Source organism: Rhizobium sp. CG4 (assembly GCF_023701965.1).
Taxonomy (GTDB): domain Bacteria; phylum Pseudomonadota; class Alphaproteobacteria; order Rhizobiales; family Rhizobiaceae; genus Agrobacterium.
This window is the reverse complement of record NZ_JABAEG010000014.1, coordinates 33,258-56,642: the sequence shown is the minus strand read 5'-3', so window position 1 is coordinate 56,642 and position 23,385 is coordinate 33,258. Positions and strand designations below refer to the sequence as shown.

The window sequence follows — 23,385 nt, the reverse complement described above, 5'->3', positions numbered from 1 at the left end:
AACGCATTGTCTCTTCATCCAAGACATTGTTTTTCATCCAAGACAAGGCGTTTTAAGCTTCGAATGCTGTTACCGGTCCGGCACGAATGGTTTGCCAAGCGATGCCGGAGTATTGATGAGCGTCGTGCGGCGATTATAGGAAATAAGAACCAGCACGATGATTGTTGCCGCATAAGGCATGGCCGAAAGCAGCTGTGACGGAATGCCAAGACCAAAGGCCTGCGCATGCAGCTGGCCAATAGTGACGGCCCCAAACAGATAGCCACCGGCCAGCACCCGCCATGGCCGCCATGAGGCAAACACCACCAGCGCCAGTGCAATCCAGCCGCGACCGGCCGACATGTTTTCCACCCATTGCGGTGTGTAGACCAGCGACAGCTGTGCGCCTGCCAGACCCGCGCAGGCACCACCAAACATGATGGCCAGATAGCGGGTGGCAATAACATTGATACCAAGCGCATGCGCCGAGGCGTGGCTGTCGCCAATCGCCCGCAGCTTGAGGCCCGTGCGGCTTTTGAACAGGAACCAGCTGATACCGACCACCAGCGCAATCGACATGTAGAAGATCAGGTCCTGGCGAAACAGCAGAGGCCCGATGAATGGAATGTCCGAGAGGAGCGGAAAGACGATCGGCTGCAATTTGACGCCCGGCAGGCCGACGAAACTTTCACCCAGCATACCGGAAAGCCCAAGGCCGAGAATGGTCAATGCCAGACCCGTTGCTACCTGGTTGGTGACCAGCGTCAGTGTCAGGAAACCGAATAACAGTGAAAACACCGTGCCGCCGGCAATACCGGCGATAATGCCGAGATAGGGAGAGCCGGACATGTGGGCGGCAGCAAATGCGCAGACCGCACCCATGATCATCATGCCTTCCACGCCAAGGTTCAGCACACCCGAACGTTCCGTGACCAGTTCACCCAGGGATGCAATCACCAGCGGTGTTGCCGCGGTAATGACCGTGAGAAGTATCGCCTGTGCCATATCCATTAGACGGCCCCCTCACTGGATACACCCCGGTTAAATCTGATGCGGATCCTGTAGAGAATGAGTGTGTCGCAGGACAGCACGAAGAACAGCATAAGCCCCTGGAAAACACGGGTCACCTTGTCGGAAACACCGATAGAAAGCTGTGCCGCTTCACCACCGAGATAGGTCAGCGCCAGAACCAGACCCGAAGCAATGATGCCAAGCGGGTTGAGGCGTCCAAGGAAGGCAACGATGATAGCGGTAAAACCGTAACCGGGCGAAATGGCCGGCTGTAAATGACCAATCGAACCGGACACTTCCGAAATACCGGCAAGACCCGCCAGTGCGCCAGACAGAAGCAGCGAGAACCACACCGTGCCGGACGTCGAGAAACCTGCAAAGCGGCCTGCTCGTGCCGACTGGCCAAGCACGCCAATCTGGAAGCCTTTCAGCATGTAGCGCATCATGAACCACAGCGCGACGGCGGACACGATTGCGAAGACAAAACCCCAATGCGCACGGCCGGATGACAGCAGTTCCGGTAGAACGGCGTCACTCGAAAACGGCTGTGTTTGCGGGAAGTTATAACCCTTCGGATCGCGCCAGATACCGCGCACCAGCCAGTCCAGAAACAGCTGGGCAATATAGACCAGCATCAGGCTGGTCAGGATTTCATTGGTGTTGAAGCGGGTCTTCAGCAGGGCGGGAATGGAGGCGTAAAGCGCGCCACCGATAAAGCCCATGATCATCATCAGCGGCAGCACCAGCGGCGAGTGCCATTCAGGATAGAGCACCGGTATAATGGAGCCGGCAATCGCGCCGATGGTGAACTGACCTTCCGCACCGATATTCCAATTATTGGAGCGATAACAGATCGATAGTCCAACGGCGATCAGGATCAGCGGTCCGGCCTTGATAACCAGTTCATGCAGCGACCACACTTCAAGCAGCGGCTCTACAAAAAAACTGTAGAGCGCATTGAACGGGTCCTTGCCCAGCATCGCAAACATGATGGCGCCGAAAACCAGTGTCAGCACCAGCGCCAGCAAGGGCGAAAAAATCGCGAAAAATGCGGAAACGCCGCTGCGCCTTTCAAGCTCAATGCGCATGGGCGACAGCCTCCGGTTTGCTTTCGTGCAGACCACCCATCAGCAATCCGATCTTCTCACGCGTCATGTCTTCCCGTGCATAGGCATCCGACAGGCGGCCATCGGAGATAACCGCAATGTTGGTTGCGACTTCAAAGATTTCGTCGAGATCCTGGCTGATGACAACAAGCGCAGAACCGCTTTTGGCGAGATCAACCAGCGCCTGACGAATACGGCTGGCTGCACCGGCATCCACACCCCAGGTCGGCTGGTTCACCACCAGCAGCGATGGCTGGCGGTCCAGTTCACGTCCCACGATGAATTTTTGCAGGTTGCCGCCAGACAGCGAACCGGCTGCCGGGTCTTCCGCACTTTTACGCACATCCATGGTGTCACAGATACGCTTGGTTGCCTGTTTAATGGCCGAATAACGGATGACGTTGAACAGGCCACCACCGAGGAAACTCTTGGCGTCCGAACGATGGCGGGCCAGCAGCAGGTTTTCAGACAGGCTGAGTGCAGTGACCGCCGCATGGCCGTGGCGTTCTTCCGGCACGAAACCAGCCCCCAAAAGGCGCCGCCCATTGATGCCGGTGCGGCCAACCGCCTTGCCCCTGATAAGGATCGCTTCGTCATTTGCAACGGGATATTCACCCGAGAGGGCATCGAACAACTCGCCCTGCCCGTTGCCAGCAATACCGGCAATGGCCAAAATCTCGCCGGCGCGGACCTTCATGGTGACGGATTTGAGCGACACTGCAAAAGGAGTGCGGGCCGGTACCGAAAGCGCCGTGACTTCCAGCTGGTTGTCGCCCAGCGTGCAATAGGCGTCACGCTCAATGCCCGCCACGTCATTGCCCACCATCATGCGGGCAAGCGAGGCAGGCGTTTCCTGCCTTGGGTCACAGCTGCCGGTGACCTTGCCGTGCCGCAGCACCGTGGCGCGATCACAGATGCGCTGCACTTCTTCCAGACGGTGGCTGATATAAAGAACGGAACGGCCTTCGGCCTTCAGTTTCGCAAGGGTTTCAAACAGCCGGTCGGCTTCCTGCGGGGTCAGAACCGAGGTTGGCTCGTCGAGAATGATCAGCTCAGGGTTTTGCAGCAATGCGCGGACAATTTCGATGCGCTGACGCTCACCCACCGAAAGGTCGGCAACATGGGCATTGGGGTCGAGCGGCAGGCCGTAAGCGTTGGAAAGCTCTTCCGCCTTGCGGGCAATTTCCTTGATTGAGATACCCGGATCGAGAGACAGCGCAATGTTTTCTGCAACGGTCAGCGCTTCAAACAGCGAAAAATGCTGGAATACCATGCCGATGCCGGTCTTGCGCGCCACGCCGGGGGAGCTGATGCGAACCGGTTTTCCGTGCCAGAGAATGTCGCCGCTTGTCGGTTCCAGCACCCCGAACAGCATTTTGACGAGCGTGGATTTTCCCGCGCCATTTTCACCCAGAAGGGCGTGAATTTCGCCCCGCTGAACAGTCAGGTCAATTTCGTTGCATGCTGCGAAATTGCCGAAATATTTGGAAAGCTGAGAAACAGCTAAGAGTGGCGCATTCTGCTGCGCGGTCGATTGCGTCACCATTCCCCTCTTTCGTCTGCCTTCTACGAGGCTTTGACAAAACAAACTCTATGCTTTTCTACGACGTTTCAGCACTTACTCAATATGTTTTTTGACTTATTGATAAAGACTTTGCTGCCATGCACAACAGAATTTCATTATTAAGCCTAATGTGCAGCGGCAGGCCGCCTTATTTGGTGCCAAGCGACGGGAAAAGCTGCAATATTCCACCGATGCAGTAGAGGTAGATGCCGGAGACGACAACGCCGGTGCTGACCCAGACAGGTGTGTCGAAGTGCAGAAGCAGCGCGTAACCGCCAAGCGCGCACCACAGCAGGAAAATTGCCATATTGAGGCCGCGCAGACGCTTGACGCGCACCGGGTGCAGGAAGTTGATCGGCAGGAAGGTCAAGACAACGGACACGGTGACAACGGCCATGGCGGCCATCGCACTGGCATCGATGACGAACAGCGTGAACACCACCATGTTCCACACTACGGGGAAACCGGAGAAGAAATATTCATCGGTCTTCATGCCCATGTCGGCATAATAAATGGCACTGGACACCACGATCATGCCGGCGGCAACAAACGACCAGGGTTCGCCAATCATGCCGCTTTGATAAAGCGCAAAGGCCGGCAGCAGCACATAGGTCACGTAGTCGATGATATTGTCGAGCGTATCGCCCGACCAATTGGGTAAAACTTCTTTGACCCGCACCTTGCGGGCAATAGGCCCATCTATACCGTCCACAAGCAACGCCAGACCGAGCCACCAGAACATATCGACAAAACGATGTTCTGCGGCGGCAACAACGCCTAGGAATGCCAGGAAAGAACCGGATGCTGTCAGTATATGCACGGAAAAAGCGCGGATTTCCGCATAGGGCACGCGCTTGTATTTGAATATTTTCATCACTGCGGGTGCGCCTCGTTTTTCAATCTTCAGTCCACGTCCGGTATGCGACCATTCAACACGCAATGCAACCGTCGAAAATGTATTATCCTAAGGCATCTTACAGCATGTTACAGGAACAGAAGCATAAGACAAACAGCGGTTGCAGTGGATTTCAAACGGCAATGTCTTTATGCTTGACGCGCAGATAAACGGATAATGACCATGACGGATTACGATATTTCAGTTGTTGGCGCTGGCCTTGCCGGACAGATCGCAGCCATTGCGCTGGCGCGTTCTGGCCGCCACGTCGCACTCATTGCGCCGAACACCGCCCGCAACGATCAGCGCACCACCGCACTGATGGACCAGTCCATCCGTTTTCTGGACCGGTTGGGCCTGTGGAAAAATATCGAACCGTCCTCGGCCGCCCTGTCCATCATGCAGATTATCGATGGCACGGACCGGTTGCTGCGCGCGCCAACCGTGCAATTCCGTTCCTCCGAGATCAGCCTGCCAGCCTTTGGCTGGAACATTCCCAACAAGCCGCTCAATGACGCGTTGGAACAGGCCATTGCGATTGAACCCAACATCACCGTCATTGAAGCCGTTGCCGACACCATAGAGCTGACACCGGAACAAGTTGAGATCACGCTGGACAACGGTGAAACGGTAACCTCCGCTTTCGTGATTGGTGCCGATGGCCGCAAATCCAAGGTGCGTGATGCCGCCGGCATTGGCGTGCGCAGCTGGGGTCACCCGCAAACCGCGCTGGTCATGAACTTCGCCCACACCCTGCCGCACGGCAATGTCTCTACCGAGTTTCACACCCCAACCGGCCCGTTTACGCAGGTACCGTTGCCGGGCAACCGTTCCAGCCTCGTTTGGGTGGTCAAACCGGAACAGGCAGCCGAGATGCTGGCACTTTCGACAGAAGAATTGAGCGCTCGTGTCGAACAGCGTATGCAATCCATGCTCGGCAAGGTCACGGTGGAAGACGGCGTGCAGAGCTGGCCACTGTCCAGCATGACGGCCGACCGTTTTGGCAAGGGTCGCGTTGCATTGGTTGGCGAAGCCGGCCATGCCTTCCCGCCAATTGGCGCACAAGGCCTGAACCTCAGCCTGCGCGATATCATGACCTTGACCGATCTTCTCGGCGCCTCCACTGACAAGCCGATTGCTGGCGATGCCGGTAACGCCTTCGAGCGCCGCCGCAAGGTGGATGTGATGAGCCGCACCTGGAGCGTTGACCTGCTCAACCGCTCGCTACTGTCGTCTTTCCTGCCGGTGCAGATGTTGCGCGCCGCCGGTCTTCACCTTCTTTCCGGCCTGTCACCACTGCGCAGCACCATCATGCGCGAAGGCATCGAGCCTGGCCGTGGGTTGAAAGCCATTCCGTCTTTGCTGTGGGCCGGTCTCAAAAGATAAGACCGCCGACCGGATCACCCTTGAATACCGAGACGACACTTTCGAATGTTGCTTATGTCTTCGGATGCCAACCCCGACCTCCCTTATTCCCTCACTTGTTGCGGGAATCCAGCGGAGTGTGTCGGCGCGACGAAAGAGCCTTTTCAGCCCAAAGACTTGGGCTGACTAGATTCTCGGGACAAGCCCGAGAATGACGACGAACGGGAAAGCCGCGCAAGGCTCACCCCGCAAGCTGCCGCACGATATAAAGTACCGCCGTCAGCGTCACGACCGACAGCACCGTACTGATCAGGATCGAGGCGGACGCCCTCTCCTGCCACACCTGATATTGCTGGCCTATGACGAAAACATTGGTCGCCGTCGGCAAGGCCGCCAGCAGCACGGCAGAATAGACCCAGACCGGGTCGAATGTGCCGAACGACGTCAGGAACACATAGGCCACCAACGGGTGCAGAATAAGTTTTGCCGGCACGATATAGGCCATTTCCACCGACAGACGTTTGATCGGCCGCAGCGCCAGTGTAACACCCATGGCAAACAGCGCGCAGGGTGCTGCCGTCTGCGCCAGATAATCGATCAATCGCTGGAAGGCCAAAGGTGGCTCCCATGAGGTTCCGGCCGCCAGAAACCCGGCAATGACAGCCAGAATGAATGGATGGGTCAGCACCTTTTTCAGGATGTCAGCGGCCAGCTTCAACGGTGAACGTTTGTCTCCTCCGGCAATCGCCATCATCGCCGGTGCCACGATAAAATGCGTGGCATTTTCCAGACAGACGATCAGCGCCACCGGCACGGCCGCCGTCTCGCCAAACACCAGCAGCGAAAGCCCCGGCCCCATGTAACCGATATTGCCGTAACTGCCGGCAAAACTCTGGATCGTGGTCTCGGCAATGCTGTTTTTGCGAATGAACACACCAATGACGAACAGCAACGCAAAAATCGAATAGGTGGCGAGCAGGCTGGTTCCGACAAAATCCATCCGCGCCAGCTGCTCCATCGGTGTTTTGGAAATCAGCTTGAAGAACAGCGCCGGCAGGGCAGCGTAAATGATGAACACATTCAGCCAGCCCATGGCCTCTGCCGGTTGGCGGATCAGCTTCGCGGCGACATAGCCAATGAGAATCATGCCGAAAAACGGCAGCAACAGACTGATAATGTCAGACATAATACCCTACCCGTCGATTGGGAGATGGATCGACGGGGCGACGCTTAGCCTATTTGCATCAGGATTGGGAAGGTTTCCTGGAACCAGATTGCCATGTTGGTGATAAAGCCGGTCATGAAAGCAATACCGGTGAGGATCAGGAACACACCCATGATCTTTTCGATCAGGCCCAGATGGCGGCGGAAACGCACCATGAAGCGCATGAAAGAGCCGGAGAAGCTGGCGGCAATCCAGAACGGTACGGCAAGACCCAGCGAATAGATGGCCAGCAGAATGGCACCATCACCCACCGTATCACGCATGGAAGCAACACCGAGGATCGCACCGAGAACCGGGCCAATGCAGGGTGTCCAGCCAAAAGCAAAGGCAAGGCCCATGACATAGGCGCCGGACAGCGTCGCCGGTTTGCCGCCGCCCTGAAAACGCGCCTCGCGCGACAGAATACCGATGCGGAATACGCCGAGGAAGTTCAGGCCCATGATGATGATAATCAGGCCGCCGATTTTTGCCAGAATATCGAGGTTCTGGCGAAGCAACATGCCAATGCTGGAGGCTGCAGCACCAAGACCGATAAACACGGTGGAAAAACCAAGCGTGAAGAAAAGCGCCGACAGCAGCACCGCCCATTTGACACGCGGCTCCGCCTGAACATTCTCCGACTTGAACTGCTCAACCGACACGCCCGCCATGTAACACAGGTACGGTGGAACCAGCGGCAACACACAGGGCGAGAGAAAAGACAGGGCACCGGCAAACAATGCACTGAACAGGGAAATTTCGGCGATGGACACGTGTAACTCCGTATTTTTCAAGGAGTTTTAATCTTTGCACCACCGCTTCGCCAATCACCTTTTAGGGGGTGAGACAAAAAAACGCGGAATAGTGAAATAAAGTTGTTTTTGAGGGTTGACCCGAACCGAGGCCGTAAATATGTTCCGCCCACTTCCGCAGGGCAGACGAACTGCAAGGGAGAGCATAGCTCAGCCGGTAGAGCAACTGACTTTTAATCAGTAGGTCCAGGGTTCGAATCCCTGTGCTCTCACCACTTCTCTCAACGAAGTGGTTGATATCAAATCAAGTCTATAAAACACAACAATCCCCACATACCGCGCAATAAGCCTTTTCGGCTTTGCAGGCCCTACCCGCCTTGGGTCACCATTTGCGATCTGACACGTTCCACCAAAACGCAATCATGACAAACGAATCACCCGCGAAGCGCTGCTGTGATTCTGCTCGACGATTCTCATTTGCATCGGTGATTCCCATTCGGCGATTGGAAATGGATCATGTACGGAGCAGATGCCGTCCTCACGCTTTAAAATTATAGATGTAGACGACCGCTAACGGCTCGCTTCAACGAAGCCCCGAATAGCAACAAAGCGAGGTAAATTAGCAAACAACTCTAGGGTTGTCGTATTCGCTTGCTGATTGCAAATCCACAAACTACTAAACCTGAAAATCGCGATATGATTCGATAACAACCGCTTGCGTATTTTCAGAGGCATTTGAGATGAAGTTTGTTTTTCCAATATTGGTTGCTGCTTTGGCTCTTTCGCTGCAGGGATGTTCAGCGAAAGACAGTACGCTTACGGTGGTGATGTTGCACACGGATGCCAAGGGCAAACTTGCATCAACGACAATCGCCAAATCTTCAGGTGACATGGACAAAGACGCCTATGCGGTCAATTTGGCAAAAAACTATTTCAAATCAAAGGTTCCGCAACCTCAAGCTTCGCACACATACAGACAGCCCGTCGAAATTAGTGAAGTAAGACCACTGATCACTACCAAAGAAAAGAGCGCGGCAGATACCAAGGAAAAAACCAAGAGTGCGTCCGGCACAAAATAATGCTTCCGCTGGATACATATTCTTCAGAAAGCCTTTGAGATGAAATTCCGTTTGCCAGTCGTTGTTGGCGCGTTGGCGCTTTTGCTTCAGGCCTGAACGACCGTCCATTCCGATACCGTTTATGTGACGATCAAGACGGATGCGCGGGGTAATATTTCGTCGACGCAACTCAGCAGTGTCACCGGGGATCGTAAGGAAGATGGTATGGCGCTTCATCTGGCGCTGCTGGCATTTTATCACAAGATACCGAACCCGAGAGCCAATCAGACATACCGCCAGCCAGTCAAGTTTGATTACACCAAATCGAACGCAGCAAAGGCAGCCGCGGCTGCAGCAAAGACAACGAAGACGACCCAGACCACGAGATAAGCTGGCCGCCGACGGGTTACCCTGCCGCAGAAACGGCGCAGCTGGCGACCGACTTCTATCCAGAAATCAGGTCGCCCTTCTGCCAGCCTTTGACACCCCAATTGCGGATGCGCATGCGGCGAGCGAAAAAGCCGACCAGAAAAGGTGTCAGCACAAAACTGGCAACGACGACGGCGGGGATCAGGTATTTGGCGTGTTCCGCCAATGCCGGGATAGACAGCGTGGTGACAACACCGACACCAAACAGCATCGCATTGACCATCAATCCGCACATGATCTTCAGCCACGTGTCGGTACTTATTCGGTCGGTGGAAATTGCGTGTTTAGAAAACATGTCTTCCTCCCTTGCTATATCAGTAAAAGCAAATGAAGGTGTTTGGTTCCGAGAAATGGCGGATGGAGCGTACCGCCCCACCCGCCATCTGACGGTCCCTATGGCATGATCATCAACCGGATGGCATAGGCCACCACCGTCAGCGCCAGCACGCTGGCCAGCCATATCGCCGCAAACCACAGCAGGCGCTTGGGCAAACGTTCTTGAGGTGCTGGGTCAGCCATTAGTGATAGCCCTCTTCCGGATCGATCTTGCCGCGAAATACCCAATAGGCATAACCGGTATAGGCAAGAATGGTGGGGATCAGCACCAGCGCGCCAACCAGCAGGAAGGCAAGCGAACTTTCAGGTGCCGCCGCTTCCCAGATGGTGAGCGAACCCGGCACAATATAGGGGTAAAAGCTGATGCCGATGCCTGCAAAACTGAGGACGAACAGTCCCAGTGCCGCCAGAAACGGTTGCAGGTGTTTGTCGTGCGTCAGGCCATGCCACAGCGCCAATGCGCAGATGGCAACCAGCAATGGCACCAGTGCCGAGAAAAACGCCGTTGGCCAACCGAACCAGCGATCAAAGTAAACGCGGTCGATAAACGGTGTCCACAGGCTGACAGTGCCGATCAAAAGCAGCGTACCGACACCCGCGACCATGGAGAGTTTGCGGCACCGGGCCTGCAAATCACCTGTGGTTTTCAGGTTGAGCCACGTGGCGCCCAACAATGCGTAACCGACGACCACCGCTAGGCCGGTAACGATGCTGAATGGTGTCAGCCAGTCCCACCAGCCACCGGCATAGGCGCGGTCCACCACCTTGATACCCTGCACTAGCGCGCCAAGCGCCACGCCCTGCATGAAGGCCGCAACGGTGGAGCCGACAAAGAAACCTCCGTCCCACCAGATGCTGCCGCGTTTGGTGCGCCAACGAAATTCAAACGCCACACCGCGAAAGATCAGCCCGAGCAGCATCAGAATAATCGGCATATAGAGGGCTGGCAGCACAGTGGCATAGGCCAGCGGAAACACCGCCATCAGGCCACCGCCACCCAGCACCAGCCAGGTTTCATTACCGTCCCAAACAGGCGCAATGGAATTGGTCATCACGTCCCGGTCATGCCGGTTGGGGAACATCGGAAACAATATGCCAATGCCGAGGTCAAACCCATCAAGAATGACATAGGCCAACACGGCAAAGGCGATCAGCGCCGCCCAGATAAACGCAAGATCAAACATCATGGCGGCCTCCCGCATTAAGTTCATGAGCAATCGCCGGGGTAATTCCCGTTGCTCGTGATGGGGCGTGGTCCAGCTCATGGTCTTCATCCAGTACCGGCGTGCGGTACATCAGCCGCAGCAGGTAAAAGACCCCTGCCCCGAACACGATGAAATACACCACGATAAAGGCCATCAGCGACGCACCGACAGCGGGCGCATCGACCGGCGACAGGCTCTCAGATGTGCGCAACAGCCCGTAAACCGTATAGGGCTGACGGCCGACTTCGGTGGTAAACCAGCCTGCCAGCACCGCAATGAAACCCGATGGCCCCATGCAGATGGCGGCACGGTGCAACAACCGGCTTTCGTAAAGACAGCCTCGCCACCTGGCCAATAGCGACCAAAGGCCAACACCCAGCATCAACATGCCAAGCCCAACCATCACCCGGAAGGCCATGAAGGGAATAAGCGCCGGTGGCCGGTCCTCGGGAGCCCACTCTTTCAGGCCCTTGATTTCGCCATTGAGATCATGGGTGAGGATCAACGAGCCGAGCTTTGGAATTTCGACTGCATATCGGGTGACTTCGGCCTTATCATCGGGAATGCCGAACAGAATGAGCGGCGCGCCATTATGGCTTTCATAATGGCCTTCCATGGCGGCAATCTTTGCCGGCTGATGCTCCAGTGTGTTGATGCCATGCAGGTCACCAACGAAAATCTGCACCGGCGTTACCAGTGCCGCCATCCACATCGCCATGGAAAACATCACCCGCGCCTGTTTATTCGTGCGGTCTCGCAACAGATGGAACGCACCCACTGCGCCAACGCCGAAAGCCGTCGTCAGGAACGCGGCAAGCACGGTATGGGTGAGCCGATACGGAAAGGATGGGTTGAAAATGATCTTCCACCAGTCCTGTGGCAGAAACTGGCCGTTTTCACCAATGATGTGACCTTGCGGCGTATGCATCCAGCTATTGGCAGACAGGATCCAGGTGGCGGAAATCAAGGTACCCACGGCCACCATGGCGACGGCAAACATGTGCAGCCGATCACCGACACGTTTGCGCCCGAACAACGCAATACCAAGAAAACCTGCCTCCAGGAAAAAGGCGGTCAGCACTTCATATCCCATCAGCGGGCCAATCACCGGACCAGCCTTGTCGGAAAACACCGCCCAGTTGGTGCCGAACTGGTAGCTCATGACGATGCCGGACACCACGCCCATGCCGAAGGTAATGGCAAAGATCGGTTTCCAGTATTCGAACAGCTTGAGATAAACGGGATCGCGCTTCCACAGCCACAACGCATTGAGAACGGCAAGATAACTCGCCGTGCCAATGGAAAACGCCGGAAACAGAAAGTGGAACGACACAGTAAAGGCAAACTGTATTCGTGCCAGAATCTCGGCGCTGAAACCTTCAAACACTTTGATCTCCATCAATGAGTGAAATGGATCTCTGGTCTATTTGAAACAATAACCGAACGCGCTGTGATCAATTACCGCGCGGTAATCTGGCGCGCGTGGCATTGTGACGCTATGCGCCGGAAAGTACAGCTTAAAGATTTTAAACGTAAAAAGGCGCCAGCCAGAACGCGATGGCATTGATTTCCGGTGCGGTGCGGTTGCGTTGCCACGCTCAAGACTCAGCGCAATAGCAAAGCCACACCACACAACCTTAGAAAATAAAAATCGACGACAAACAACTACAAGGCGTCACTTCACCTCGCCCGGCTGTTGCTCGCGCAACGCATCATGACAAAGTTGTGTCAAAATATCATATTTATTACGGCGAAATCTTGACTCATACAGTCACATTTTATTATCCCACCTCCAACGCGCCATAACGCAGAATTTTCTGGAGGTTTTTCAAACATGTATCCGAACTTGAAAACGTCACGACACGTGGCGAAGGCTTCCGTGTGCCTGCTTGTTACCGTTGGTGGTATCGTCTCCATTTCACCTGTCATGGCGCAGGACACAACTCTTGCACCAGCCAACGCGACGGTTCTTGATAACATCATTGTCAAGCTACCCAACTGGCTACGCTTGGGTGGCAAAGGCAAATCGGATATCGGCACGACAATTCTTGAGGGTGAACTTATTAGCAACAAGGCAAGCGGTCTCGGCGATGCAAACTCGATCCTGCGCAACCTGCCCAATGTCCAGTATCAGAACGATTCCGACAATGATGCCGGTGTCGATGGTCAAGACATGATCAACCTGCGTCCGCAGGAGATGTCAATCTCCGGCGGTAAGGTCTATGAAAACAACTTCATCCTCAATGGCATCGGCATCAACAATGTCACGGGATCGCAGGATCCATTTGGCGGTACGCTTGGAAGTTACGAGAATACTCCCAACATCAACGAGGTTTTTGGCCTTCATTCCCAAACCGTGTTTGTACCAGCAGAATTCCTGGACAATGTTAGTGTTATGGATAGCAATGTTTCGGCCCGTTACGGCCAATTTCAGGGCGGCGTGGTTGAATATACACTGGCAAAACCAAAAACAGACAAGGTCACCGGTTCGGTCAGCTATGGTTTTGAAAGCGACAGCACGACAAGTTACGTTTTGGGAACAGAAGACGGGCTCAATCCACAAAACAACCCGCCACCGGAATTTTACCGCTACAAAACATCTGCAACCGTCAACGTGCCAATCACTGACAATTGGGCGGTAGTTGGCCAGTACAGCCGTTCTGGTGCGGACACCAATAAGGTCAAAGATTACAGGTACTATGGTCTTGAAGCGGAAGAGTTCTCAGAGAACAATTTCTACCGCCTTTCCAGTCGGCATGACACAGACCTCGGCGTCTTCACACTGGATGGCTCTTACACAGATTACGAGCAGGAGTGGGATGGTTACTTCTATCGCGACACGCAAATCATGTCACAGAGCAAAGGATTAACCAGCCAGTTGCAATGGGAAAATGATCTTGATGCAATCGTCTTTGAGCCTTTCGGCGTGAAGGACGTGAAGATAGACGCGAGAGCCTATTTCAACAAATCCCGAACCGTTAATGACGGTGGGGCAAATGAAACATTGTATCGCACTGTTTGGGCGAGATCGGCTGTGTCTAATACCAACCCAGCTACATGGTTCTATTCGACAGATCCAAGCATATTATCCTGGTGCCAGGTACCACTGGCATCCGGTTTGACCGGAACATCCCAACTCTGCCGTGAAGGCGGTTACGGCAACAAGGCGCAGGGACAGGAAGAAAAAGGCTTCAAGGCAGATATCGACGGTGATTTTCTAGCAGGTACGTTCTCGACTGGTTTTGATTACCGAAAGACAGACGCATATCGACAGGCAGATGAATACACGCTCTACTCGTCGAACTATACGCTGCTGAATACGCCCCTCGTTTCCTCGTTTACGTGCCCAACCGGCGATGCCTCATGCTCATACGAGCAGTACACACGGGTAAAGACCGTGACACCGGGCTATCACAACAAGGCATCAATCAATTCGCTTGATGCATATGCCGAAGTGGATCAGACTTGGGACTGGCTGAATGTACGGGCCGGTGTGCATGCCAGCTATGAAGACTTTTTCGGCAATCTGAACTTCGCTCCGCGTCTGACGGCAACCATATCACCGACTGAAGACTTCTCGGTCATTGGCGGTTTCAATCGTTATTACAATGCCGATGCCGTCTATTATGCCATCCGAAACAACCAGCCATTCGCACGCGCTTATAATCGTTCCCACACTTCAAGTGGCGTGGTTACAAATTGGGTCGGCGCAGGCACACAGCGTTATTACTCGTTCTTAGGCGATGATCTTGTCACACCTTACGTTGATGAATTTACGGCCGGAATAGATTGGAATGACCCATGGTTCGATGGTGAACTACGCATTCGCTACTTGAACCGACACGGCAAGGATCAGTACCTCAAGTCCGTGGATTCCACCAGCAGTGTTATGACGCTGACCAATGAAGGAAAATCTGCGTTTCAATCGGCGACGATCGAATACGGAAAGACATGGGGACTACAAAATGCCAATCTGGAGACAGTAGGCCTGTTCGGAAGCCTAACGTGGTCAAAGCGTAAGTCCACGTCCAATGGTTACTTCGATGACCCAAGCGATACGCGCATTTGGTACAACGACCAATCCTATGGTCTCGGAGATTTCGAGATGGTGCAAGGTAACATGGATATCCCCATCAAGGGATCTCTGGACCTCGTCACCTCCTGGTTTGATGACAAATTCAAGTTCGGCGTTACCGGCAATGTGATTTTACCATATGACGGTGTTCGCAAAACGGATACGACATGCACACCCTCAGTAAGTCTTACTGCAGCATGCCATCTACCAGCTGGCTCAGAGGGTTTGGGCATGGTGCATGAAATCCGGGAAGACTATCGTTTCAGAACAGCCGTGACGGTTGATCTCAATGCAAAATACCGTGCATTCGAATCCAAATATGGCTCGCTGGATCTTGAGATGAGAGTGCAAAACGCTTTCAACGACGTTGGAAACCGTAACGCCAAACCCGCCCAACCATGGGTTCCCGGCCGCATGGTATGGCTTGGCGCGAAGGCAACCTTCTGATGTCGACGCATCTCAGACTGCTCTATGTCTTTTGTGCCGTTGCCGCATCCGTTATCCTGGCAATCTCGTGCTACGAGGTTGCCAAGGGACGCAGGCTGGCAAATGAAGAACGGCTGGCGGCGCTGCAAGAACGGGCCATTGAACAGCGCCGGCAAAATCTGCTGGTCGAGTTCCCAGCAAATCCAACCGAACATGACCTTTCATTGCTCGCGCAAACCTATCGGCAACCGGCGGAAAACTTTCCGCCGCTGTCGCTATTTTCAGGTATCAAAGCAGAAGAGCTGGCACCCTTGCCAATACCGCCGCGCCCGCAGGGCCAGCAACTGGCCAAGGCGCAGCTTGGCTTCAAGCTGTTCCGCGATCCTCAGCTTTCGCGCTCTGGCCAGATTTCCTGCCAGAACTGTCATAACAGGGAGCTTGGCTGGGGCGATGGCCTGCAAAGCTCCTTCGGCCATGACCGCGCCAGGGGAAAACGCAACGCGCCGCCTTTGTTCAATGTCGGTTTGCGCTCACCTTTGTTCTGGGATGGCCGCGCAGAGACGCTGGAGGAACAGGCGCTGATGCCCATGACAGACCAGCGCGAAATGGCAAACCACGATATCGCCTCTGCCGTTCAGCGGATTGCCGCCCGGCCGGATTATCAGGAGGCTTTTCAGGCGGTCTACAACGTCTCCACGCCAACCGCCGCAGAACTGACCGATGCCATCGCCACCTTCCAGCGCACGCTTGAAGAACCGACACGGCTCGACCGTTTCCTGTCGGGTCAGTACCGCGCCTTCAATAATGAGCAGATCTGGGGCATGCATCTGTTCCGCACCAAGGGTGGTTGCGCCAACTGTCACAACGGTCCGCTGCTGACCGACAACAAGTTTCACAATCTTGGGCTTTCGTTGCTGGGCCGTCCGCGTGAAGACGTTGGCCGATACGCCATTACCAACCAGTTGCTGGATGTCGGCCGGTTCAGAACCCCCAGCATTCGCCACGTCTCGCAAACGGCGCCTTACATGCACAACGGTATCATCCGGGATTTGCGGCGCGTCGTGCGTTTTTATGAAGTGGGTGGCGGCAGAACGCGGCCACGCAACGAGCAGGAACGCGCCAATCCCTTCATGCCCTATGCCGGCATGACATCGCCGTTCCTCAAGCCGTTTTCACTGACGGTAAGAGAACGCGAAGCGCTGATTGCATTTCTTGAGGCAATCTGAACCATGTTTTACCAACCGGTGGGGTCTGACATATGGCCCCACTTAGCGTGAGCGGGACACATGCTGCCAACCCGTAACCATGCGTTCCAGCGCCATGAGGGCGTCATAGACAAATATCGCAAGCAAACCAACCACCAGCCCGCCTTGCAGGATAAAGGCCATATTGCTGGATTGCAGGCCGGCAATAATCACCTCGCCGAGCGTTTTCGCGGCGACCGTCGAGCCGATCGTTGCCGTCGCCAGACTGATGACAACCGATATGCGCACGCCTGACAGGATGACCGGCAAGGCCAGTGGCAATTCCACGCTCACAAGGCTTTGCCATGGGGTCATGCCGGTGCCGCGGGCCGCTTCTTTCGTCACATCCGGCACATTGGCAAGCCCGGTCAGCGTGCTCTCGAAAATCGGCAACAGTGCATAAAGAAACAACGCCACAAGCGTTGGTGTTTCACCAAAACCCAGCATCGGCACGGCAAGCGCCAGCACGGCAACCGGGGGGAATGTTTGCCCGGTATTCACCACCAGACGTGACAGGGGCAGAAACTCCCGGCAGGATGGCCGTGTCACGATGATTGCCAGCGTTATCGCCAGCAGACTCGCCAGCACCGTGGCAATCAGCACCGTGCGCAGATGTTGTCCGGTCAACACCAGCAAGTCGGCCTGGGTATAGATGGCAGGCGCATTGGCTGGCGCCAGCGGCCGGAAAACCGGTTCAAACCAATGTGGCTGCACGAGAAATGAAACCAGAAGCACAAGACCAAACACCCGCAATGCGTGCGCCAGCCACTGCGTTGGTATTTTTGCAGCCTTCATCTCGCTGGTCGCGGTCGTTGTTTGAATGGTCATGGGCTGCCCGCAGCCTGCTGGCAAAGTGCTGCCATGGTTACCTTGCCGAGCACCTGTCCCTCATCATTCGCAACAGGGGCTTCCTGCCGTCCCGTCCAGACAAGATTTGACAGGGCTTCGCGCTGACTGAGCGCTGCAGGGATCGGCTCGCCCCCGGCAGTACCCTGCTCTATTGCCTCGGAAACCGGCCGTAATGCCAGCAACCGGAATGGTCGCTCCTCCGGTCCGATCATTGCGGCAACAAACTCTGTTGCCGGCTTGTGCACCAGTTCCGCCGGCGTGCCGTATTGGACAAGAACGCCCTTGTCCATGACAGCAATATGGTCGGCAATGGCAAAGGCCTCATCCATGTCATGGGTCACAAGAATGATGGTCGTGCCCAACAGCGCCTTGATATCAAGAAGGTCGCGCCGGGCTCTGGTACGGATAACCGGGTCCAAAGCGCCAAAGGGTTCGTCCATCAACAGCAGTTCAGGTTCGGCCGCCAGCGCCCGTGCCACGCCAATGCGCTGCTGCTGGCCGCCGGACAATTCATGCGGAAACCGTTTGGCAAATACGCCTGGCTCAAGCTGGAAAAGCTCCAGCAGTTCACGCACCCGCGCATCGATCCGTGCCTTGTCCCAGCCCAGCAACTGCGGCACCGTGGCAATGTTTTGCGCAACGCTACGGTGCGGAAACAGGCCGTAACCCTGAATGGCGTAACCGATGCTGCGGCGCAGTTCGTGCCCGGCAATGGATTTATTGTCGCGTCCATTGATCCGCACACTGCCGGAGGTTGGCTCGATCAGCCGGTTGATCATCCGCAGCAAGGTCGTCTTACCGGAGCCCGAGGAGCCCACGATAACCGTCACGCTATGCGCTTTGACGGTAAGGGACACATCATTGACGGCAACCGCACCTTCAAAACGTTTGGTCAGATGGTCGATCTCGATCATGCTGTGGCACTCCCGCCTTCTTTTCTGGCAGACAATTCAATCAGGGCGTCAAAAATAATGGCACCGGCAAAGGCCAGTGCCACGGTGGGTATCGCACCCAGCAGCACCAGATCCATGGCCATCTGTCCGACCCCTTGAAAAACAAACACTCCAAAACCGCCGCCGCCAATCAGTGCGGCAATGGTTGCCATGCCGATATTCTGAACCAGCACGATACGGATACCGGTCAGGATGACCGGTGCGGCAAGCGGCATTTCAACGCCCAGCAGACGTTGGCCTCTCGTCATGCCAACACCCTTCGCTGCTTCGGTGATGGATTGCGGCACGCCCGCGAGGCCCGCGACCGTGTTGGCAACAACCGGCAGAAGGGAATAGAGAAACAGCGCCACAAAGGCCGGTGCTGCACCAATACCGGCAATGCCAAGCGCAGACGCGCCGGGCACATTGACCGCAATCCAGCCAAGCGGCGCGATCAGAATGGCAAACAGCGCAATCGACGGAATGGTCTGGATCATGTTCAGCGTATTGAGAACAGCGCTGCGCAGCGCCGTTACCCTGTGCGCCACAATGCCAAGCGGCAGCCCAACCACAATTGCCGCCGCCAGTGATCCGACCGCCAGCGTGATGTGACGCGCACCTTCGCGCCAGAACACATCGGCGCGGTTGGCATATTCCTTCATGATCGAAAGATTGTCCCACACGCCGGTCATCAGCACGGCTGCAGCACCGGCAAAACCGAAAACCAGCAGGACGATGCGAAACAGTGGATGCGGGCGAAGCCGTGTTACACAGTCGGCAGTGGCCAGCAGCAGTGCTGCCAGCAACACCCACACGCCAGCCCCCGGCGAGACACGGGCATAGCTGTTGCCTTCCGGCATCACGAAACTGGCCGCCATGCCGGCAGCAACAACCAACAATGCCAGTGTCACGGCAACAAGCCCAAGCCGCAGTGCAGCCGATATTCTGATGGACATGGCAAGCGCTGTCACCACCAGAAGACAGGCCAGTGCCGTCATCAAATACACAGGCAGCGATTGAAAAATCGACAGCGCCTCACCGGCCACAATGCGGTTTGGCCGCAGGATGACGAATGGCAGGCCGAAGGCACCGGCAACCAGCATAAGCGCAATGACGATGCCGGGTTTGTCAGTTTTTACCCCGACAAACCCGGTCTTCTCAGGAATAATGACGGCCAAGTCGCTTCGGCTCCGCTTATTTCAGGAACCCATTCTTGGTCAGGAAGTCCGTGGCAACCGCCTTGGCGGGTTCACCGCCCACCTGCACGCGTCCGTTCAGTTCCTGCAAGGTTGCGGCATCAAGCTTACCGAATACCGGCTTCAGCAGTTCGGCAATCTGCGGGTTCTTGTCGAGGATATCTTTGCGGATAACCGGCGCTGGCTGGTAAACCGGCTGAACGGATTTGTCGTCTTCCAACAGCACCAGACCAGAGGCCGCAATGCCGCCATCCGTGCCATAAACCATCGCTGCATTGGCATTGTTGGTCTGGTTGGCCGCAGCTGCAATGGTTGCCGCCGTATCACCACCCGACAGTGTAATCAGCTGGTCAGGCTTCAGCGTAAAACCATAGGCTGTCTGGAAGGCAGGCAGCGCCGCAGCGGAATTGACGAACTCGGAGGATGCCGCCAGCACGACCTGACCACCACCGGCAATATATTTGCCGAAATCGCTGAAGGTGATGATCTTTTCGCTGTTGGCCAGATCCTTGCGGATGGCAACACCCCAGGTGTTGTTGGCACTGGATGGCGTCAGCCAGACCAGCTTGTTGGCCTCCAGATCAAGCTTGGCTGCCTCTTCATAGGCTTTCGCCGCATCTTTCCAGATCGGGTCCTCGGCGCGGTTGAAGAAATAGGCCGCATTGCCCGTGTATTCCGGGTAAATGTCGATAGCGCCAGTCACCAGCGCCTCACGCACAACTGGCGTCGCGCCAAGCTGCAATTTGTCGGTGACCTCAATGCCGTTATGGCTCAGGACCGACAGGATGATATTTCCCAACACGCCACCTTCGGTGTCGATCTTTGAGGATACGACGACTTGGGAAAACGCTGGCGCAACTGGCAGCGAAACGGCAAGAGCAATGGCTACGATAAGGCTTTTCACAATTTGACTCCCCGGAATTGTGATTTCAAAAACGGCTGCGAACGGAACACAACCGTTTTTCACCAGCGCGTAAACAGCAAACCTGCCGTTACGGTTCCCTACCGTGCCACATTTTGTTTCGGCGAGACAACAACGCCCTTCCTCGCCCCACATCACCGGGCAGAGACACCTCTTCCGGGCGCGAGGCACGGTGGCATCAATCCCAACGGGGCGGCGTGCCGATAAACGACTTGAGAGCATCCGTGAAAGCCCGGATTTTTGCCGACGGCACCTGAAGTGCCCGCAACAAATATATGCCGGAAGGATTGTCGTTCCAGGGCTCTCCTGAAAATGCTTCTGCCGAAAGCGGAAGTCGTATGAGATCGCCCGATTTGACAGAAGGCCCCGCCACCCAACTGGGCAACAGCGCAATTCCCATTCCCGTCAAGGCAGCGCCATTCAAGGCTTCAAAATCATCGCAGCGAAGTACCACTTGGCCAGCAGCATCGCCTGCGGCACAGCCCAGCACACGAGACCATTCAAGCAGGTCGTTACCATGTAATTTGTCGAGCAGGCGGTGGGTGCGTAGGTCAGCAACTGTGCTCGGTACGCCGTGTTTTTCCAGATAGTCCGCACTTGCCACCAGAATTCGTGTCAGCGGCGCAAGCCGCATGGCGATCAGCGAACTGTCCTGCAACTCCCCCATTCTGATAACCAGATCCAGCCGCTCGGCAACGGGATCGGCAAGCCGTTCGGTAAGGTCGAGTTCCACATGCAGGTTTGGGTGTTGTTGCGCCAGCAACGCCATCACAGGGATGACATACCGTTTTCCGAATGTCGGAAAACAGGCAACACGCAGGGTGCCCGTCACTTCGCTATCGAAGGCGGCGACCTCGGCATGGGTATCGGCCAGATCCTCAAGCAGCCGTTGCGCGCGGTCAAATAAATGCTGCCCGGCATCGGTCAGCCCCAGCGCCCGGGTGGATCGCACCAGAAGCGTCACCCCAAGATCCTGCTCCAGCGCATCAATCTGCCGCACCACTGCGGATGGTGTGACGGCACGCCGGCGCGACGCTGCAGAAAAACTGCCTGTGCGCACCACATCGACATAGACGGCAAGATGTTCCGCGAACCTTGGATCTTTCATGTCTGCCCCGTTACCCGTTTGACCCCGTCATCTTTGCTTACAGCGCAAAACTGTTTCGAGCATTCAGTTCGTTATCATTTGCGGGCATCCGGAGCACATTCCTTCTCGTCAACAATCAACGCTCACTTAACCGAAGGAATAACAACATGGTCAAGGTTCTCGATACCATTCTCTCACAATCGGCATATTCTGCAGAAATCGACGTCCCCTTTGAAAAGATCGACATTGCTGACTGGCTGTTCACGCTGCCGGAAGCGGAATATCTGCGCTGCTGCGCACCAGACCACATCGCCGCCGGCATCACATGGACAGACGACGGACGCCGCATGTCGATCAATGTCGAGCAGATCGGCACCGGCCTGGTGGTCCAGCACTATGTGGCAGAGGTCGCAGAGCCCGCCTATTGCCGAATGAATTCGATCTCGGATGTGTTCACCGCCAGCGGTCGCACCCAGGTCAACGTGGTCTGGGAACTGATTGCCGAAAAGGTCAGCGAAAACCGCACCCGCTACACAAATCGTGTCACCGCCCATCCGACCGACGCTTTCATGACATTCATTGAAAGCCATGGCGTCAGCTATGAAGACGCCGCCGCTGCACGCCAGGCCGCAGGTGGTGACCATAACAGTCGTGAGACACCCCTTTTTGCTGCCAGCATCGCACGTCGGGCACTGGCAACTCCAGCACAGGCAAACTGAGGGACATTATGATGAAAGCCATCCTGTTTGACGACTTCGGAGGTGCAGATGTTCTGCACCTCGGTGATGCCCCACGGCCTGAAATCCGCCCAGACGATCTCCTGGTCAAAGTCATGGCAGCCGGCGTCAATCGCGCCGACATTCTCCAGCGCGAAGGCGTCTATGGCACCCGGTGTTATGGCGACAGCACCTTGTTGGGTTTGGAGATCGCTGGCGAGGTTTTGGCCACGGGCAGCGCCGTGCAAGGTTTCGCCGTCGGTGACCGTGTCATGGGCATTGTCGGCGGCGGCGCCTATGCGCAATATGCCCGCCTCGACAGCGGTATGGCTGCCAAGATCCCTGACGGACTGTCGTTTACGCAGGCGGCCGCTGTCATGGAAAGCTTTGTGACCGGCTGGGAAGCTGTTGGCCACCTCGGTCGTGTCCACACAGCCGAAACCGTGCTCATCCATGCCGCAGCCGGAGGCATCGGCTCCGCTACCGTTCAATTGGCAAAAGCGTCAGGGGCACATGTTCTGGCAACCGCCGCCTCTACCAACATAGACAATGTCCTGTCTATCGGTGCCGACGCGGTGTTTGACTACCGACGCTCCGATTTCGAGGCAGATGTCATCGATGCAACCGCCTCGCATGGCGTTGATCTGATTGTCGATTTCGTGGGCGGTGCCTATCTTGCCCGCAACATCCGCAGTCTTGCGCCGGGCGGTCGCCTTGTTCAGGTTGGGCTGCTCGGCCGCGAAGACAATGCCATCATCCCGCTGGACGTCGTCTTGCACAACCACTTGCAACTTATCGGCACGGTCATGAAGTCACGGTCCCGGACAGAAAAACGGCAAATGGTCGCTCGTTTCAGAGACAATGTCCTGCCTTTGCTCGGCAAGTCCGTGCACCCGGTTATCGGCGCCGTATATCCTTTCACGCAGGTGGCAGATGCACACCGACACATGGAAAAGGGTGGCGTGTTCGGGAAGGTCGTGCTGGAAGGCTTCCACCCCTGACACATTCAACGTCCCATTCCGCCACTGACGAAA

Annotated in this window: 22 protein-coding genes and 1 tRNA gene; 8 read left to right on the top strand and 15 right to left on the bottom strand. The window is 55.8% G+C overall.

What is annotated here, in order from left to right:
* Nucleotides 1-69 precede the first annotated feature (69 nt).
* The 4 genes from HGO37_RS25920 to pcsA form a co-directional block, all read right to left on the bottom strand.
* Nucleotides 70-990, bottom strand: a complete 921-nt coding sequence (locus tag HGO37_RS25920) for an ABC transporter permease (RefSeq protein ID WP_250985895.1) — start codon at nt 988-990, stop codon at nt 70-72.
* Nucleotides 990-2,078: an ABC transporter permease gene (locus HGO37_RS25915; protein WP_250985894.1), complete on the bottom strand. Its 1,089-nt coding sequence runs from the start codon at nt 2,076-2,078 to the stop codon at nt 990-992. The genes HGO37_RS25920 and HGO37_RS25915 overlap by 1 nt, the downstream gene beginning before the upstream one ends.
* The gene (locus tag HGO37_RS25910; protein ID WP_250985893.1) at nt 2,068-3,642 is read right to left on the bottom strand and encodes an ABC transporter ATP-binding protein; all 1,575 of its coding nucleotides are present in this window, start codon (nt 3,640-3,642) and stop codon (nt 2,068-2,070) included. The genes HGO37_RS25915 and HGO37_RS25910 overlap by 11 nt, the downstream gene beginning before the upstream one ends.
* A 166-nt stretch (nt 3,643-3,808) precedes the next feature.
* On the bottom strand, nt 3,809-4,534 hold the full coding sequence (gene pcsA / locus HGO37_RS25905) for a phosphatidylcholine synthase (RefSeq protein WP_250985892.1): 726 nt from the start codon (nt 4,532-4,534) through the stop codon (nt 3,809-3,811).
* 204 nt (nt 4,535-4,738) lie between these two features.
* On the opposite strand from pcsA, the gene HGO37_RS25900 reads away from it, so the two are divergent.
* Nucleotides 4,739-5,941 carry a UbiH/UbiF family hydroxylase gene (locus HGO37_RS25900; protein WP_250985891.1) on the top strand — a complete coding sequence of 401 codons (1,203 nt, stop codon included), beginning with the start codon at nt 4,739-4,741 and terminating at the stop codon, nt 5,939-5,941.
* Nucleotides 5,942-6,161: 220 nt separating this feature from the next.
* On the opposite strand, the gene HGO37_RS25895 is transcribed toward HGO37_RS25900, so the two are convergent.
* On the bottom strand, nt 6,162-7,106 hold the full coding sequence (locus tag HGO37_RS25895; protein WP_250985890.1) for an AEC family transporter: 945 nt from the start codon (nt 7,104-7,106) through the stop codon (nt 6,162-6,164).
* 44 nt (nt 7,107-7,150) lie between these two features.
* Nucleotides 7,151-7,897 (bottom strand): cytochrome c biogenesis CcdA family protein, encoded by a 747-nt coding sequence (locus HGO37_RS25890; RefSeq protein ID WP_192490955.1) that lies wholly within the window; start codon nt 7,895-7,897, stop codon nt 7,151-7,153.
* 178 nt (nt 7,898-8,075) lie between these two features.
* Here HGO37_RS25890 and HGO37_RS25885 point away from each other — a divergent pair.
* The 3 genes from HGO37_RS25885 to HGO37_RS25875 all read left to right on the top strand — a co-directional run bounded on the left by HGO37_RS25885 (nt 8,076) and on the right by HGO37_RS25875 (nt 9,324).
* Nucleotides 8,076-8,151: transfer RNA gene (locus tag HGO37_RS25885), tRNA-Lys, on the top strand.
* 465 nt (nt 8,152-8,616) lie between these two features.
* On the top strand, nt 8,617-8,955 hold the full coding sequence (locus tag HGO37_RS25880; protein WP_250985889.1) for a hypothetical protein: 339 nt from the start codon (nt 8,617-8,619) through the stop codon (nt 8,953-8,955).
* Between the two features lie 123 nt (nt 8,956-9,078).
* Complete coding sequence (locus tag HGO37_RS25875; protein WP_250985888.1) at nt 9,079-9,324, top strand: hypothetical protein; 246 nt, start codon at nt 9,079-9,081, stop codon at nt 9,322-9,324.
* Nucleotides 9,325-9,379: 55 nt separating this feature from the next.
* On the opposite strand, the gene HGO37_RS25870 is transcribed toward HGO37_RS25875, so the two are convergent.
* The 4 genes from HGO37_RS25870 to HGO37_RS25855 form a co-directional block, all read right to left on the bottom strand.
* Nucleotides 9,380-9,658, bottom strand: a complete 279-nt coding sequence (locus HGO37_RS25870) for a hypothetical protein (protein ID WP_250985887.1) — start codon at nt 9,656-9,658, stop codon at nt 9,380-9,382.
* Between the two features lie 98 nt (nt 9,659-9,756).
* A complete protein-coding gene (locus tag HGO37_RS25865; protein ID WP_250985886.1) occupies nt 9,757-9,882 on the bottom strand; it encodes a DUF2474 family protein in 126 nt (41 codons plus the stop codon).
* A complete protein-coding gene (cydB, locus tag HGO37_RS25860) occupies nt 9,882-10,886 on the bottom strand; it encodes a cytochrome d ubiquinol oxidase subunit II (protein ID WP_250985885.1) in 1,005 nt (334 codons plus the stop codon). The genes HGO37_RS25865 and cydB overlap by 1 nt, the downstream gene beginning before the upstream one ends.
* Nucleotides 10,876-12,291, bottom strand: a complete 1,416-nt coding sequence (locus tag HGO37_RS25855) for a cytochrome ubiquinol oxidase subunit I (RefSeq protein WP_310503188.1) — start codon at nt 12,289-12,291, stop codon at nt 10,876-10,878. Before HGO37_RS25855 ends, cydB begins: the two co-directional genes overlap by 11 nt.
* A 477-nt stretch (nt 12,292-12,768) precedes the next feature.
* Here HGO37_RS25855 and HGO37_RS25850 point away from each other — a divergent pair, with 477 nt between their 5' ends.
* Both HGO37_RS25850 and HGO37_RS25845 read left to right on the top strand, forming a co-directional pair.
* Complete coding sequence (locus HGO37_RS25850) at nt 12,769-15,426, top strand: TonB-dependent receptor (RefSeq protein ID WP_250985884.1); 2,658 nt, start codon at nt 12,769-12,771, stop codon at nt 15,424-15,426.
* On the top strand, nt 15,426-16,631 hold the full coding sequence (locus tag HGO37_RS25845) for a cytochrome-c peroxidase (RefSeq protein WP_250985883.1): 1,206 nt from the start codon (nt 15,426-15,428) through the stop codon (nt 16,629-16,631). The genes HGO37_RS25850 and HGO37_RS25845 overlap by 1 nt, the downstream gene beginning before the upstream one ends.
* A gap of 42 nt (nt 16,632-16,673) precedes the next feature.
* Here the strand turns inward: HGO37_RS25845 and HGO37_RS25840 are convergent, their stop codons facing one another.
* The 5 genes from HGO37_RS25840 to HGO37_RS25820 form a co-directional block, all read right to left on the bottom strand.
* Nucleotides 16,674-17,444, bottom strand: coding sequence for an ABC transporter permease (locus HGO37_RS25840; protein ID WP_250985902.1), 771 nt, complete (start codon nt 17,442-17,444; stop codon nt 16,674-16,676).
* A 29-nt stretch (nt 17,445-17,473) separates the two neighbouring features.
* Nucleotides 17,474-18,412, bottom strand: coding sequence for an ABC transporter ATP-binding protein (locus HGO37_RS25835; protein ID WP_250985882.1), 939 nt, complete (start codon nt 18,410-18,412; stop codon nt 17,474-17,476).
* Nucleotides 18,409-19,608 (bottom strand): ABC transporter permease, encoded by a 1,200-nt coding sequence (locus HGO37_RS25830; RefSeq protein ID WP_250985881.1) that lies wholly within the window; start codon nt 19,606-19,608, stop codon nt 18,409-18,411. The genes HGO37_RS25835 and HGO37_RS25830 overlap by 4 nt, the downstream gene beginning before the upstream one ends.
* Before the next feature lie 16 nt (nt 19,609-19,624).
* Nucleotides 19,625-20,533, bottom strand: coding sequence for a glycine betaine ABC transporter substrate-binding protein OsmF (osmF, locus tag HGO37_RS25825; protein WP_409515560.1), 909 nt, complete (start codon nt 20,531-20,533; stop codon nt 19,625-19,627).
* Nucleotides 20,534-20,726: 193 nt separating this feature from the next.
* Nucleotides 20,727-21,656, bottom strand: coding sequence for a LysR family transcriptional regulator (locus HGO37_RS25820; RefSeq protein ID WP_250985879.1), 930 nt, complete (start codon nt 21,654-21,656; stop codon nt 20,727-20,729).
* Nucleotides 21,657-21,802: 146 nt separating this feature from the next.
* Between HGO37_RS25820 and HGO37_RS25815 the strand changes: the two genes are divergently transcribed.
* Together HGO37_RS25815 and HGO37_RS25810 are read left to right on the top strand one after the other, a co-directional pair.
* A complete protein-coding gene (locus tag HGO37_RS25815) occupies nt 21,803-22,354 on the top strand; it encodes a hypothetical protein (protein ID WP_250985878.1) in 552 nt (183 codons plus the stop codon).
* Nucleotides 22,355-22,362: 8 nt separating this feature from the next.
* Entirely contained in the window at nt 22,363-23,352 is a 990-nt protein-coding gene (locus tag HGO37_RS25810) for an NAD(P)H-quinone oxidoreductase (protein WP_250985877.1), read from the top strand.
* Nucleotides 23,353-23,385: the final 33 nt, after the last annotated feature.